The following is a 13577-nucleotide window of genomic DNA, read 5'->3' on the forward strand; positions in this document are numbered from 1 at the left end:
ATGGTCGAAACATTGCTGGAAGTTCGCCAACTCAGTAAGACCTTTCGCTACCGCACCGGCTGGTTTCACCGCCAGACGGTGGAGGCGGTTAAGCCGCTGAGCTTCACGCTGCGCGAACGGCAGACGCTGGCGATTATTGGCGAGAACGGCTCCGGAAAATCGACGCTCGCGAAGATGCTGGCGGGCATGGTGGAGCCCACCAGCGGCGAGCTGCTCATCGACGACCATCCGCTAACTTTCGGGGATTACTCCTACCGCAGCCAGAAGATTCGCATGATCTTTCAGGATCCGTCGACCTCGCTGAACCCGCGCCAGCGTATCTCGCAGATCCTCGATTTCCCGCTGCGGCTGAATACCGATCTCGACGCTGAAGCGCGGCAGAAACAGATTATCGACACCCTTCGCATGGTCGGTCTGCTGCCGGACCACGTCAGCTATTACCCTCATATGCTGGCGCCCGGTCAGAAGCAGCGTCTCGGCCTCGCCAGGGCGCTGATCCTGCGGCCGAAGGTCATCGTCTGCGATGAGGCGCTGGCCTCGCTGGATATGTCGATGCGCTCCCAGCTCATCAACCTGATGCTGGAACTGCAGGAGAAACAGGGCATCTCCTATATCTATGTCACTCAGCACCTGGGAATGATGAAGCACATCAGCGATCAGGTGCTGGTGATGCATAACGGGGAAGTGGTCGAGCGCGGCAGCACCGCCGATGTGCTGGCTTCGCCGCTGCACGACCTGACCCGACGCCTGATCGCCGGCCACTTTGGTGAAGCCCTCACCGCCGACGCCTGGCGTAAAGACGGGAAATAGCTCGCAAGGACCAGCAGGGGCGCCTCTTACGCCGCCCCTGTCATTCAGGTGGTAGGGAAGAGACTCTGCGCCGGCAGCGACCGGCGGTCAAAGCGGCGCAGCGCGTAGTAAAGCCCCCCGGTACCAAACCAGCCAATCATCCATGACACATCGTTACCGGCGAAGATCCACGTGAGCGAACCATGGAACAACGGGTTCTCAATGAACGGCAACTGGATCAGCACACCGACGATATACAGGCTAATCGCGTACAGGTTCCAGAAACCGTAGCGTTGATGCGGGTCGCTTAGCGCCGGAATATCGAGGGCCCCTTTCGAGATAAGGTAGTAATCCGTTAGACAGATGGCGCTCCACGGCACGAAGAACGCCAGCAGGAACAGAAGAAAATGCGTGAAATGCTTTAAGAAAGCGGGCTCGCTAAGCAGCGCGATAATACAGGAAGCCGCCACCATCAGCACCACGAATGCAATGCGGCACGCTTGCGACAGCACGGTCTGTCGGCGGAAGGCGGAAACAATGGTGGTCAGCGACATAAAGCTGCCGTAGGCATTCAGGGTAGTAAAGGTAATTTTACCAAAGCAGATGGCGAAATAGATAATCATGGCCATAGCCTGGCTCTTACCTAATCCCACCAGATAGCTCACCTCGTGACCAGGGAACGCGCTGCCGGCAATGGCCGCCGTCAGTACGCCCAGCGTCATCGACGTTTGGGTGCCCAACACGGTGCCGAAAAACACCGAGCAGCACGTTTTTATGGCGGAGACATTGCGTGGCAGGTAGCGCGAATAGTCGGAAACATAGGGGCAAAAGGCGATCTGCCACGATGAAGAGAGCGATACGGCTAACAAAAACGTCGGCAGCGAAAAATGGTTATTGCGCGCAAGCGCACTGAGATCGGCCGAGAGTAGCAGCGTGATGAACATATAAACGAAGGCCAGAATACCGACGATACTCGCCAGTTTGCCCAGTTTGTGGATCACTTTATAACCGAGGACGGCGATAACAATAATAATCGCACTGAATATCAGCATCCCGGCCACATGGCTGATCTTCAGCAGTTTGGCCATTGCCTGCCCGGCCAGTACGGTACCGCTGGCAGAAAAACCGATATACATGACGCAAACCAGCACCAGCGGCACCACCGCGCCAAAAACGCCAAACTGGGCGCGGCTAAGGATCATTTGCGGCAGTCCGAGTCGCGGTCCCTGCAGCGCATGTAGCGACATCACCGCCGCCCCCAGCATCTGACCGACCAGAAGCCCGATCAACGACCACACGACGTCGCCGCCCAGCACAACGGCTAAAGCGCCGGTGACAATTGCCGTAATTTGCAGATTGCCGCCAAACCACAGGGTGAACTGGCTAAAAGGGTGTCCATGCCGTTCGCTTTCCGGAATGTAATCAATCGACCGCGTTTCACTCATTCCAGCATAATTGCTCTTTGACTGCCCGTCTGTAGATGAAAACGAAGACATAGGTTCCTCACTGAAATTGTTAATGTCACCTCACTCAACCGATCATGTATATACAAGCATTGACAATACTCCGCCTTGCATGCACTCTCATTTTGTGACGAATATGTAAAATATTTGTATTGCAAAAGGTTACCAAATAACGTCAAGGCGGCGTTTATCCTTGGCGTCAGAAGCAATTAACGAAGGTGTGCTACCCATGATGGTCCCTTTTCAACTTGCGTCGCTCCCCGTCACGCCGTGGAAAAACGGCGGCGGAGAAACGCGCGAAATCATCTGCGTACCCGCGCCAGATGCCCCCTTTCTCTGGCGAGCCAGCATCGCCACTCTGCAGGCGGATGGTCCTTTCTCCCCTTTCCCAGGCGTTGACCGGGTGATCACCCTGCTGGCGGGACAGCCGTTACGGCTGTGTGGCGAGAATATCAACCAGCCGCTGGCGCTCTGGCAGCCGTGGGCGTTCCCCGGGGAATGGGCGCTGTCCAGCGTCGGGATCGTTGAGCCGGGGCTGGACTTCAATATCATGACCCAGCGCGGGCGAGCATCGGCAACGGTGCAAATGGTGAGCTCGCCGCAACACCCGGCCACCGACGGGGTCGCTTATGTGCTGCAGGGCGAGTGGGATCTGGCCGGGCGGCGCTGCGCCGCCGGTAGCGGCCTCTGCTGGCGCGGTGAATCGCCGGGAGATCTGCGTCCCCTGGGCAGCCATGGACGCCTGCTGCTGGCGGAGATCGCGCTCAAATAATCGTCAGGAGAGAGGGTATACTGGAGCTATCGCGATACGCTTTTGCCCTGTACGCCGCGGGCCGGCTGAAAAATATCGTGACACAAGGGGTCGTCAGTGGGATATAATTCCCGGCTAAATTTGAGTTATTTTGAAATAACAATGTTAACGTTATGATTGTTAAAGTAAAAATAAGCAATAACGATAAGGATTAAAGCTATGGGTTTTCTTTCCGGTAAGCGCATTTTGATCACTGGCGTCGCCAGCAAACTGTCCATCGCCTACGGTATTGCGCAGGCAATGCACCGTGAAGGCGCGGAACTGGCATTCACCTATCAGAACGAAAAACTGAAAGGTCGCGTAGAGGAATTTGCTGCCGCGCTGGGTTCTGACATTGTGTTGCCGTGCGACGTTGCTGAAGATGAGAGCATCACCGCGCTGTTCACCGAGCTGGAAAAAGTCTGGCCAAAATTCGATGGTTTCGTCCACTCTATCGGTTTTGCCCCGGCTGACCAGTTAGACGGCGACTACGTTGACGTTGTCACTCGCGACGGCTTTAAAATCGCGCACGACATCAGCGCCTACAGCTTTGTGGCGATGGCTAAAGCCTGCCGTACTATGCTGAACCCGGGCTCGGCTCTGCTGACGCTCTCCTACCTGGGCGCAGAGCGCGCGATCCCGAACTACAACGTGATGGGTCTGGCCAAAGCTTCTCTGGAAGCTAACGTCCGCTATATGGCTAACGCCATGGGTCCGGAAGGCGTTCGCGTCAACGCCATCTCTGCCGGTCCGATCCGTACGCTGGCCGCGTCCGGTATCAAAGATTTCCGTAAAATGCTGGCCCACTGCGAAGCGGTCACCCCGATCCGTCGCACTGTCACCATTGAAGATGTGGGCAACAGCGCAGCCTTCCTGTGCTCTAACCTGTCCGCGGGTATCTCCGGTGAAGTCGTTCACGTTGACGGCGGGTTCAATATCGCCGCCATGAACGAGCTGGAACTGAAATAAGTTCCTTGCCCTCCTCGCCCCGGTGAGGAGGGTTCCCCCTTCCCCTTCGCATCGCGCTCCCTCTGTTATTCCAATCGGCTATTTGTTAGCACGTATCAATATTTTCTCCGGCTTCCGGGTTACGCCAGGATAGTTCTGCATAAACGATCCGCGGAACGGCGGTTCGCCACATACCGAACAAGGAAAGCCCATGGAGCCACGCCGCGTGAATGGCAAAAACCACTGGTATCACGAAACCCAGTCAACAATCTGCCCGGTGGATGTCCTGCCGCTTGTCCCCGAAGCCGCCCATGTTGAAGACCGCTTTTTGCTGGACCTGACGCTGCCGGACACCTGGTTATCTACTCATGCTGGCTGGTTACACCCCGCTCGCCAGCTGGCCGGACTGCTGTTTCCCGATCAGGTGACTGTCAGCCGCCTGCAAACCTTTACCGCCTACGATCGCCTGAGCACCGCGCTGACTGTTGCTCAGGTTTACGGCGTCCAGCGCTTGTGTAACCACTACGCTGCCCGCCTGGCGCCCCTGCCGGGTCCTGACTCTTCGCGCGAGAGCAACCGCCGCCTGGCGCAGATCACGCAATACGCTCGTCAGCTTGCCGGTTCTCCCTCTGTGATTAACGCCCTCTCCCGCAGCCAGCTGGATGAAGTCGGTTTAACCAGCCGGGATATTATTTTGATCAACCAGATTATTGGTTTCGTCGGCTTCCAGGCCCGGGCAATTGCCGTCCTGCAGGCGGCGCTGGGCTTCCCGGTGCGCTGGATCCCCGGTATGCCTCAGCAAGAGGAGGCGCCCGCCGACCTGTTCACTTCCCCGACGGGTGAGTGGCAAAGCGACCTTGACGATCCTGACCTGCAGTACGCCGATGATGAGCGCCAGCGGCGCATCGCCAGCTGGCAGTCGCTACCTGGCCTCGGCGAATTAGCCGCCCTGCTGGCCTGCGACCCGCTGTTGATCGCGCCTCTGGAGACATTGATCCGCCAGCTCAGTACTGACGATGCCTTTGGCCCGCAGATCGCCCTACTCACGGCGCGTACCAACGGCAGCGCCACCTGTTTTGACGCCTGGCTTAATCGCTGGCAAGACGAAGAGGATTTTGCCAGCCATCTGCGGCAAGGCGAGCTTGCGCTCCAGCGCTGGCTTAACCGGCACCCTCAGTCGCGTGCGCTCGTCACCGCGGTCCAGTTGTTGACCCGCTCGCCAGACCGGTTTAGCGCCGCTCAGCTAACCCCCCTCGCGGAATATGGACTTTCTGCGGAACAGACAATCGATTTGTTAACCTGGAGCGGGTTGTGCGGCTGGATGAATCGTCTGAAAATCGCCCTCGGCAATGTGCGTCAGCAGACGTAAATTGCTGAAACAGCGCTTGCTGCGGCAGGCATATTCGCGTAAAAATGTCAGCCGCTCTTTTAGCCACGAAAATACCTAATTATGTTTCAGGATAACCCGCTGCTAGCGCAGCTTAAACAGCAACTGCATTCCCAGACGCCGCGCGCGGAAGGGGTCGTTAAGGGCACGGAAAAGGGCTTTGGCTTCCTCGAAGTGGACGCTCAGAAGAGCTACTTCATTCCGCCGCCGCAGATGAAAAAAGTGATGCATGGCGACCGTATCGTCGCGGTGATCCATTCTGAAAAAGATCGCGAAAGCGCCGAACCAGAAACCCTGGTTGAGCCCTTCCTGACCCGTTTCGTCGGTAAAGTCCAGAAGAAAGACGACCGCCTCGCTATCGTTCCTGACCATCCGCTGCTGAAAGACGCCATTCCCTGCCGCGCCGCCCGTGGCGTTGAGCACGATTTCAAACAGGGTGACTGGGCCGTCGCCGAGATGCGCCGTCATCCCTTAAAAGGCGATCGCGGGTTTTACGCGGAGCTGACCCAGTTTATCACCTTTAGCGACGACCACTTCGTCCCCTGGTGGGTAACGCTGGCGCGCCATAATCTGGAAAAAGAGGCGCCGGACGGCGTCGCCACTGAGATGCTTGACGAAGGGCTGACCCGCCGCGATTTAACCGCCCTCGACTTCGTCACCATCGACAGCGCCAGCACCGAAGATATGGACGATGCGCTGTATGCTGAGTCCGCCGCCGACGGCAAACTGCTGCTGACGGTCGCCATTGCCGACCCGACCGCCTGGATTGCCGAAGGTAGTAAGCTGGATAACGCCGCAAAAGTACGCGCCTTTACCAACTACCTGCCGGGCTTCAATATTCCGATGCTGCCGCGCGAGCTGTCAGACGATCTGTGCTCGCTGCGTGCCAACGAAGTGCGCCCGGTACTGGCTTGTCAGATGACCCTGGCAGCCGATGGCACCATTGAAGACAACATCGCGTTCTTTGCCGCCACCATCGAATCAAAAGCCAAGCTGGCCTATGACGATGTTTCTGACTGGCTGGAAGGCCGCGGCAGCTGGCAGCCGGGCAGTGAGGCGATCGCCCAGCAAATTACGCTGCTGAAGGACGTGTGCCAACGTCGTAGCGAATGGCGTCAGACCCATGCACTGGTATTTAAAGACCGTCCGGACTACCGTTTCGTCCTCGGCGAAAAAGGCGAAGTGCTGGACATCGTCGCGGAACCGCGCCGTATTGCCAACCGCATTGTTGAAGAGTCGATGATCGCCGCCAACATCTGTGCCGCACGCGTTCTGCGCGACAAGCTCGGCTTCGGCGTTTATAACGTCCATACCGGCTTCGACCCGGCGAATACCGAACAGTTGGCCGCCCTGCTGAAAACCCACGACGTGCACGTCGACCCGGCGGAAGTCCTGACTCTCGAAGGGTTCTGTAAACTGCGCCGTGAACTGGACGCTCAGCCGACCGGTTTCCTCGACAGCCGCATTCGCCGCTTCCAGTCGTTTGCGGAAATCAGCACCGAGCCGGGTCCGCACTTTGGTCTTGGGCTTGAAGCTTACGCCACCTGGACTTCGCCGATCCGTAAGTATGGCGACATGATTAACCATCGTCTGCTGAAGGCCATCATCAAAGGTGAGACCATTGCGCGTCCGCAGGATGAAGCCACCGTGCAGATGGCGGAGCGCCGTCGTCTTAACCGCATGGCGGAACGCGATGTCGCTGACTGGCTGTATGCCCGTTTCCTCAACGACAAAGCCGGGACCGATACCCGCTTTGCCGCGGAGATTATCGACGTCAGCCGCGGCGGGATGCGTGTACGTCTGGTGGACAATGGCGCGGTTGCCTTTATTCCGGCCCCGTTCCTTCACGCCGTACGCGATGAACTGGTGTGCAGCCAGGAGAACGGCACCGTGCAGATCAAGGGCGAAGTGGTTTACAAAGTCACCGACGTTATCGATGTCACCATCGCCGAAGTCCGCATGGAAACCCGCAGCATTATTGCGCGTCCGGCAGTCTGACGTGTCATCTCAGCGGTTCCTGCGGGAACCGCTGCTTCTTTCCTCTCCATCCAGCTATTTCCGTCGCGCCGATTAAGGTTGTGCGTTTTTTTCGCTTCTCTTTTTCACTCTTTTTTAGCATCATTGATTTCATTCGTTTTTGTTACCAGGATAATGCCATGTCAGATGTGAATGCCCACCTGCTCGCTCAACGTATCGATACCGTGCTGGATATTCTGGTTGCCGGTGATTATCACTCTGCAATCCATAATCTGGAGATCCTCAAAGCAGAGCTGCTGGCGCTGGCGGCGGACGACGCGGAGCAACAAAACCAGCCCAAAGCGCCCTGGGAAATCTGATTATCACCTATTCTGCAACCGGCTTTTCATTCCGGTTGCTCGCCAAATAGCCCCCTAACAGTGATGTTGCTATGAACGCCCGACAACAAAGTATTTTGCAAGTGGTCATCGATAAAGGCCGCATGAGCGTCGCCGATCTGGCGAAGATGACCGGTGTCTCAGAGGTCACTATTCGCCAGGACCTGAATCTGCTGGAGAAGCAGAGCTATCTGCGCCGCACCCATGGTTATGCCGTCCCGCTGGACAGCGAAGATGTCGAAACCCGCATGATGACTCATTTTGCCATTAAGCGTGAGCTGGCCAGCCGGGCAGCGGCGCTGGTAAACGCCGGCGAAACCGTGTTTATCGAAAACGGGAGCAGCAACGCCCTGCTGGCGCGCACCCTGGCTGAACGGGGAGATATCACCATTATCACCGTCAGCAGCTATATTGCCCACCTGTTGAAAGAGACGCCGGGAGAGGTGATCCTGCTGGGCGGGATATACCAGAAACGCAGTGAGAGCATGGTAGGCCCCTTGACCCGCCAGTTCATTCAGCAGGTGCATTTCAGTAAAGCCTTCATTGGGATCGATGGCTGGCAAGCAGACACCGGCTTTACCGGCCGCGATATGATGCGTGCGGATGTGGTAAACGCCGTGCTGGAAAAACATTGCGAGGCAATCATCCTCAGCGACAGCTCTAAATTCAGCGCGGTTCACCCCTATCCACTGGGGCCCGCCGGCCGCTTTAATCGCGTGATCACCGACGATCGGCTGCCGACCGCGTGCCGCGATCAGCTGATCCGCAGCGGTCTTCTCGTCGATATCGTCCCTCACACCTGACAATCTCTCACCCCGCTCCACACGATAGCAGCGGACGGGGTGTTCTGGCGCTCTGAGAGTATTCCGAGCCGTTAATTAAGATTTTTTACCTGACGATAAATTTTAAAAAAAGTAAAATTATTATTAGCGATATAACAGGAAGTGACTATCACCTGCGTGATTTTCGTGAAACCTGCGCACCCTAACTTCATGGTATTGCCCTAAAGCTGCTATATCAGGCTATGCTTAAAGGAGCGTTGTATCCATGAATAGATTATTCAGGAGAAAAAAAATGATGACTTCAACGAGCAAAAAAATGGCTGCTGTCGTTCTGGCTGTCACTGTAGCAATGTCTCTGAGCGCTTGCTCTAACATGTCCAAACGCGATCGCAACACCGCAATCGGTGCTGGCGCGGGCGCCATCGGTGGGGCAGTGTTAACTGACGGTAGCGCGCTCGGTACCCTGGGCGGGGCAGCAGTCGGTGGTATTATTGGTCACCAGGTCGGCAAATAATATAATTACCTGACCAAATAAAAGAATAATTCACACGAATTGACTTACGCACGTAAAATGATTCAAGGCCGCGGCTTTCACCGCGGCCTTGTTATTTGAGCAGAAGATTTAAATATTGCAGAAATAGTGCTCAACCGCCGGCTAACTTAACCTTCATCCCTTTCGCCTCGAGCAGCGATTTGAGTAAATCGCGTTTGTCGCCCTGAATCTCGATCACGCCATCTTTCACCGCGCCGCCGCAACCACATTTCTTTTTCAGCTCTGCCGCCAGGGCCGTTAGCGCAGCATCATCGGCATCAATGCCGCTAATCAGGCAGACGCCTTTGCCCTTGCGACCGCTGGTCTGACGCTGGATACGTACAATGCCATCGCCTTTAGGGCGCACTGGCGCCGGTTTTGCCTCGTCGATACGCCCGGATTCCGTGGAGTAAACCAGGCGGCTATTGGAATCGCTCATTATGCCTCCTTTGACAACGAGACGTTGATCGCCCGCAGCGTTGCGGCAGGATCGGCCGACTGCGTTACCGGCCGACCAATCACCATATAATCCACCCCGGCTTGCTGGGCCTGCTCAGGGGTCATGATCCGCCGCTGATCGCCAGCGTCGCTGCCCTGCGGACGGATCCCCGGGGTCACCAGTTTAAACGCCTGCCCCAGCTCCTGTTTGAAGCGCACTGCCTCCTGAGCTGAACACACCACCCCGTCCAGGCCGCAGCGCTGAGTGAGCGCCGCCAGCTTCGCCGCATAGTCCGCCGGGGATAAGGTAATGCCCAGATCCTGCAGGTCGCTGGCTTCCATGCTGGTGAGCACCGTGACAGCGATGAGCAGCGGCGCATCTTTTCCAAACGGCAGCAGCGCTTCCCGCGCGGCGGTCATCATTCGCGCCCCGCCGGAGGCATGGACATTCACCATCCATACGCCCAGCTCCGCCGCTGCCGCCACCGCACGGGCGGTAGTGTTGGGAATATCATGAAACTTAAGGTCAAGGAATACCTCAAACCCGCGCTGATGCAGCTCGCGTACAAACTGCGGCCCCAGCAGGGTGAACATCTCTTTACCCACCTTCAGACGGCAGTCGAGCGGGTCGATGCGGTCGACAAATGCCAGCGCTTTATCGCGATTATCATAGTCAAGCGCAACCACAACGGGAGAGGAAGTGACAGCGCGGGAAGATGTGATAGCTGTAGACGTCATGACCAGACCTTAGTGTTGATGGGCGCCTGAGCGGCGCAAAAAAGGTAAACGGGCAGCATTCTACCTGTGATGCTAACAAAATGACAGGCCGCTGTATTTGCGCTGGTCGAACGATGGCGCTGCCGGGGTCACAGACGATAAAGCCGAAAAAACCGATAAGGATGTTGTAACTAATTAGCGGCTTTTTTTTGACCCTATTGGCCATCGAGGCCGCGAATCGGTTTGATGGTTGCCCAGGAGCGGCAGGATGGGCAATGCCAGTAAAGAGTATGCGCCGTAAAGCCGCATTTCTGGCAGCGGTAACGCGGTTTGCTGCGCACCTGCTCGCCAACCATGTTTCGCAGCACCCCCAGGCTTTCTTTCGCCCGCCCTTCTTCCGCCTCGTTGAGATGGTAGTCCATCAACTTATGGAAGACACGCATGGTCGGGTGACGTTCCAGCTGACGGGTCACATAATTTTGCGCCGCTTCAACCCCTTCCCGTTGCTCGAGAATTTGCGCCAGCATCAGTTCGGCAGTCGCCCCGGTGTTCTCTTCGACGCAGCGCCGCAGGAAAGCCTCCCACTCCTCGGCTTTGCCAAGCTGCTGGTAGCAGGTCTGCAGCATCTCCAGCGTCTCTCCCACCAGCTCTTTATCCTGATCGATAACCCGTTCAAGGCTTTCCACCGCTTTGGCGTAGTCCCCCTTTTCCATCCACACCCGACCCATCATGATCGACACCCGGGCGCTGTTGCGGTCCGCGGCGGCACCTTTTTTCAGCAGGGCCATCGCCTTATCCAGATCGTTGGCCGCCACCTGCTGCAGGGCCAGCTCGCACCAGAAGTTGGCGATCTCGCCACGATGTTTCTCTTTACCCAGCTTCACCAGTCGTTCAGCCACTTCAATCGCCGACTGCCAGTCGCTGGTCGCCTGATAGATCTGCAGCAGCTGCTGCAACGCGCCGAGACGGAAATCGGTCTCATCCACCAGCTGCTTAAACATGTCTTCCGCGCGATCGTACAACCCGGCGGCCATATAGTCGCGCCCCAGTTGTTGCACCGCCAGCAGGCGCTGATCGTAGGTTAAGGATGCGCTTTCCATCAGGCTCTGATGAATACGGATCGCGCGGTCAACTTCGCCGCGGGAACGGAACAGGTTACCGAGCGTCAGGTGCGCCTCGACGGTGCCGGTATCCTCTTTCAGCATATCAAGGAACAGGTCGACGGCCTTATCCTGCTGGTTACTGAGCAGGAAGTTTACCCCCGCCACGTAATCACGTGACAGGCGGCTCGCATCGTCCTGTTTGGACTGTTGTGCACTTCTGCGGCCCATATACCAGCCGTAAGCGGCGGCAACGGGTAAAAGCAGAAACAACAACTCCAGCATAAGAGGTTATTCCTTCACGGCAGGCACGCCTGCGACGGCAGTGGCCGGACTGACGGGGGCAATCTGATGCTCAAGGCGCTTAATTTTACGCTCCGCGCGCGCCAGCGAGACACGCACCCGCAGCCAGAACAGGCCGCAGATCAGCCAGCCGATGGCAAAGCCCGCGGCAAACAGCACCGCCAGCAGCGTCGATATGCGGAATTCACCCTGAGCGAGTAAATAGTTGAAAGTGACCTGTTGGTCATTCTGCGCCCCCAGCGTCACTGAAATGACGAAGATTGCTAACACCAGTAAGAAAATGAGTAAATATTTCACATGACTTCCCGTTATGTGGGTTGCGCGAAAAAAGCCCGCTTTCAGCCCTATAAAGTATCATTTTCGCCGCAGCGGTGGAATGAAAAAGCATGGCAACTCGTCAGGATATGCGGTCGGATGCCGCTAAAATCAACATTACTCTGCTTCGGTTGTCCGTTTTTTAATATCCTGCGCCTCTTCCCCCGGAGGGGAAAGCGGCCCGCAGAGGCGCTGTGTCAACCAGCAGGCCACGGTGACCAACAGCCAGGAGATCAGCGTAGCGACGATGAGATCCAATGGCCAGTGCATGCCCAGCGCCAGGCGACTGCCCATCACCGCCGTCGCCCACACCAGCAACACCGCGATCGTGCCCCAGCGCCGACGCGGCCACAGCAGCCCGGCAGCTAACAGCGCCCAGCTGGCGGCGAACATCGTGTGACCAGACGGGAAGGCAAACCCGGTCTCCTTCTGCCAGTGCTTGCGTAAAAAGGGCGGGATATCCTGCGCCTGTGCCAGCTGTTCATGCACCAGTTTAGCGCGTTCTTTGCGCTTCAACGCATAGAATTGCGTCACCGGCACCTGGCGTGTGTTTTCCAGCCAGATGACAAAGGGTCTCGGCTCCTGGACTCGCGCCTTGACCCAGGATTTCGCCCCCTGTCCCACCAGGATGGCGGCGGCGAGGATAAGGAACAGGATCAGCGCCGCGCGCAGGCGAAAGCGCAGACACCAGAGAAACCAGGCGCACAGCACAACATGCGTGATGATCCCCCATGGCTGAGTCACCGTTTCTGTCACCCACCACAGTGTTTTCAGCCAGGCGACCGGCAGCCCTGGCTGCCACAGCCAGCCAGACAGCCAGACGGCAAGGGGCATGATCAGCAGCAGCGCCGCCGCGAGAGCGGTTCGTCGGGCAATTAACAGCATTTTCTCTCCTTCTCCTTGTAGATGAACATCATAGCGGAAACTGGTTCGTTTGTGCGCTTTCCACGCGGCTAACCGTTCGCGATTAGGAGAACGTCCAGGCCTTGTGGCAAAATAGCGGTAAACAGAAAGCACATTCAGGTGCTGACAGAATCTGGAGAATCACATGCAGCTTAAACGTGTGGCAGAAGCCAAACTGCCAACCCCCTGGGGCGATTTCCTGATGGTGGGTTTTGAAGAACTGGCAACCGGACAGGATCATGTCGCGCTGGTTTATGGCGATATTTCAGGGCAGACGCCCGTTCTGGCCCGAGTACATTCAGAATGCCTGACCGGCGATGCCCTGTTTAGCCTGCGCTGTGATTGCGGCTTTCAACTGGAGGCGGCTCTGTCGCATATCGCTGAAGAGGGCCGGGGGATCCTGCTCTATCATCGCCAGGAAGGACGCAACATTGGGTTATTGAATAAAATTCGCGCCTACGCGCTGCAGGACCAGGGCTATGACACCGTTGAGGCGAACCATCAGCTTGGCTTCGCCGCCGATGAGCGCGACTTCACCCTGTGCGCCGATATGTTCAAACTGCTCAACGTTGAGCAGGTGCGGTTATTAACCAATAACCCGAAAAAAGTGGAAATTCTTACCGAAGCCGGGATCAACATCGTGGAGCGCGTTCCGCTGATCGTCGGACGCAACCCGAAAAACGCTCACTATCTGGACACCAAAGCCGCCAAGATGGGTCATCTGCTGAACAGCAAGCCGGCGGAATAAACCGGTGT

15 protein-coding genes are annotated in these 13577 nt (G+C 57.1%); 9 read left to right on the plus strand and 6 right to left on the minus strand.

Annotation, left to right across the window (positions count from 1 at the left end; translation table 11 throughout):
* The gene (sapF, locus tag ACKLKD_RS05080; RefSeq protein WP_004140269.1) at nt 1–810 is read left to right on the plus strand and encodes a putrescine export ABC transporter ATP-binding protein SapF; all 810 of its coding nucleotides are present in this window, start codon (nt 1–3) and stop codon (nt 808–810) included.
* Between the two features lie 44 nt (nt 811–854).
* Here the strand turns inward: sapF and ACKLKD_RS05085 are convergent, their stop codons facing one another.
* A complete protein-coding gene (locus ACKLKD_RS05085; protein ID WP_025714316.1) occupies nt 855–2234 on the minus strand; it encodes a purine-cytosine permease family protein in 1380 nt (459 codons plus the stop codon).
* Nucleotides 2235–2481: 247 nt separating this feature from the next.
* On the opposite strand from ACKLKD_RS05085, the gene ACKLKD_RS05090 reads away from it, so the two are divergent.
* The 7 genes from ACKLKD_RS05090 (at nt 2482) to osmB (ending at nt 9027) form a co-directional block, all read left to right on the plus strand.
* A complete protein-coding gene (locus ACKLKD_RS05090; RefSeq protein WP_025714315.1) occupies nt 2482–3024 on the plus strand; it encodes a HutD family protein in 543 nt (180 codons plus the stop codon).
* A gap of 198 nt (nt 3025–3222) precedes the next feature.
* Complete coding sequence (gene fabI, locus ACKLKD_RS05095) at nt 3223–4011, plus strand: enoyl-ACP reductase FabI (protein ID WP_080897193.1); 789 nt, start codon at nt 3223–3225, stop codon at nt 4009–4011.
* 190 nt (nt 4012–4201) lie between these two features.
* Nucleotides 4202–5359, plus strand: a complete 1158-nt coding sequence (locus ACKLKD_RS05100; RefSeq protein WP_087805997.1) for a carboxymuconolactone decarboxylase family protein — start codon at nt 4202–4204, stop codon at nt 5357–5359.
* A gap of 81 nt (nt 5360–5440) precedes the next feature.
* Entirely contained in the window at nt 5441–7375 is a 1935-nt protein-coding gene (locus ACKLKD_RS05105) for an exoribonuclease II (protein WP_025714312.1), read from the plus strand.
* Nucleotides 7376–7533: 158 nt separating this feature from the next.
* Complete coding sequence (locus ACKLKD_RS05110) at nt 7534–7713, plus strand: hypothetical protein (protein ID WP_002901786.1); 180 nt, start codon at nt 7534–7536, stop codon at nt 7711–7713.
* Nucleotides 7714–7784: 71 nt separating this feature from the next.
* A complete protein-coding gene (locus ACKLKD_RS05115; protein ID WP_025714311.1) occupies nt 7785–8534 on the plus strand; it encodes a DNA-binding transcriptional regulator YciT in 750 nt (249 codons plus the stop codon).
* A 274-nt stretch (nt 8535–8808) separates the two neighbouring features.
* Nucleotides 8809–9027: an osmotically-inducible lipoprotein OsmB gene (osmB, locus tag ACKLKD_RS05120; protein WP_002901783.1), complete on the plus strand. Its 219-nt coding sequence runs from the start codon at nt 8809–8811 to the stop codon at nt 9025–9027.
* 130 nt (nt 9028–9157) lie between these two features.
* Here osmB and yciH read toward each other — a convergent pair whose 3' ends face one another.
* From yciH to pgpB, 5 genes are all read right to left on the minus strand, one after another.
* On the minus strand, nt 9158–9484 hold the full coding sequence (yciH, locus tag ACKLKD_RS05125; protein WP_025714310.1) for a stress response translation initiation inhibitor YciH: 327 nt from the start codon (nt 9482–9484) through the stop codon (nt 9158–9160).
* Nucleotides 9484–10221 carry an orotidine-5'-phosphate decarboxylase gene (gene pyrF, locus ACKLKD_RS05130; protein WP_025714309.1) on the minus strand — a complete coding sequence of 246 codons (738 nt, stop codon included), beginning with the start codon at nt 10219–10221 and terminating at the stop codon, nt 9484–9486. Before pyrF ends, yciH begins: the two co-directional genes overlap by 1 nt.
* Nucleotides 10222–10415: 194 nt before the next feature.
* Nucleotides 10416–11585 (minus strand): lipopolysaccharide assembly protein LapB, encoded by a 1170-nt coding sequence (gene lapB / locus ACKLKD_RS05135; RefSeq protein WP_025714308.1) that lies wholly within the window; start codon nt 11583–11585, stop codon nt 10416–10418.
* 6 nt (nt 11586–11591) lie between these two features.
* Entirely contained in the window at nt 11592–11900 is a 309-nt protein-coding gene (locus ACKLKD_RS05140) for a LapA family protein (RefSeq protein ID WP_025714307.1), read from the minus strand.
* 135 nt (nt 11901–12035) lie between these two features.
* Complete coding sequence (pgpB, locus tag ACKLKD_RS05145; RefSeq protein WP_025714306.1) at nt 12036–12803, minus strand: phosphatidylglycerophosphatase B; 768 nt, start codon at nt 12801–12803, stop codon at nt 12036–12038.
* 163 nt (nt 12804–12966) lie between these two features.
* Here pgpB and ribA point away from each other — a divergent pair, with 163 nt between their 5' ends.
* A complete protein-coding gene (gene ribA / locus ACKLKD_RS05150) occupies nt 12967–13569 on the plus strand; it encodes a GTP cyclohydrolase II (protein WP_025714305.1) in 603 nt (200 codons plus the stop codon).
* Nucleotides 13570–13577 lie beyond the last annotated feature (8 nt).

Origin of the sequence: Klebsiella sp. 10982 (genome assembly GCF_048589245.1) — a bacterium.
GTDB classification, from domain to species: Bacteria; Pseudomonadota; Gammaproteobacteria; order Enterobacterales; family Enterobacteriaceae; genus Klebsiella; species Klebsiella quasivariicola.

Excerpts from the sequence above, each read along its gene's own strand:
- lapB (WP_025714308.1), bottom strand. The coding sequence starts at position 11,585 with ATGCTGGAGTTGTTGTTTCTGCTTTTACCCGTTGCCGCCGCTTACGGC.
- sapF (WP_004140269.1), top strand. The coding sequence starts at position 1 with ATGGTCGAAACATTGCTGGAAGTTCGCCAACTCAGTAAGACCTTTCGC.
- ACKLKD_RS05090 (WP_025714315.1), top strand. The coding sequence starts at position 2,482 with ATGATGGTCCCTTTTCAACTTGCGTCGCTCCCCGTCACGCCGTGGAAA.
- ACKLKD_RS05110 (WP_002901786.1), top strand. The coding sequence starts at position 7,534 with ATGTCAGATGTGAATGCCCACCTGCTCGCTCAACGTATCGATACCGTG.
- ACKLKD_RS05100 (WP_087805997.1), top strand. The coding sequence starts at position 4,202 with ATGGAGCCACGCCGCGTGAATGGCAAAAACCACTGGTATCACGAAACC.
- ACKLKD_RS05085 (WP_025714316.1), bottom strand. The coding sequence starts at position 2,234 with ATGAGTGAAACGCGGTCGATTGATTACATTCCGGAAAGCGAACGGCAT.
- pyrF (WP_025714309.1), bottom strand. The coding sequence starts at position 10,221 with ATGACGTCTACAGCTATCACATCTTCCCGCGCTGTCACTTCCTCTCCC.
- ACKLKD_RS05115 (WP_025714311.1), top strand. The coding sequence starts at position 7,785 with ATGAACGCCCGACAACAAAGTATTTTGCAAGTGGTCATCGATAAAGGC.
- pgpB (WP_025714306.1), bottom strand. The coding sequence starts at position 12,803 with ATGCTGTTAATTGCCCGACGAACCGCTCTCGCGGCGGCGCTGCTGCTG.
- ribA (WP_025714305.1), top strand. The coding sequence starts at position 12,967 with ATGCAGCTTAAACGTGTGGCAGAAGCCAAACTGCCAACCCCCTGGGGC.
- yciH (WP_025714310.1), bottom strand. The coding sequence starts at position 9,484 with ATGAGCGATTCCAATAGCCGCCTGGTTTACTCCACGGAATCCGGGCGT.
- ACKLKD_RS05105 (WP_025714312.1), top strand. The coding sequence starts at position 5,441 with ATGTTTCAGGATAACCCGCTGCTAGCGCAGCTTAAACAGCAACTGCAT.
- osmB (WP_002901783.1), top strand. The coding sequence starts at position 8,809 with ATGACTTCAACGAGCAAAAAAATGGCTGCTGTCGTTCTGGCTGTCACT.
- fabI (WP_080897193.1), top strand. The coding sequence starts at position 3,223 with ATGGGTTTTCTTTCCGGTAAGCGCATTTTGATCACTGGCGTCGCCAGC.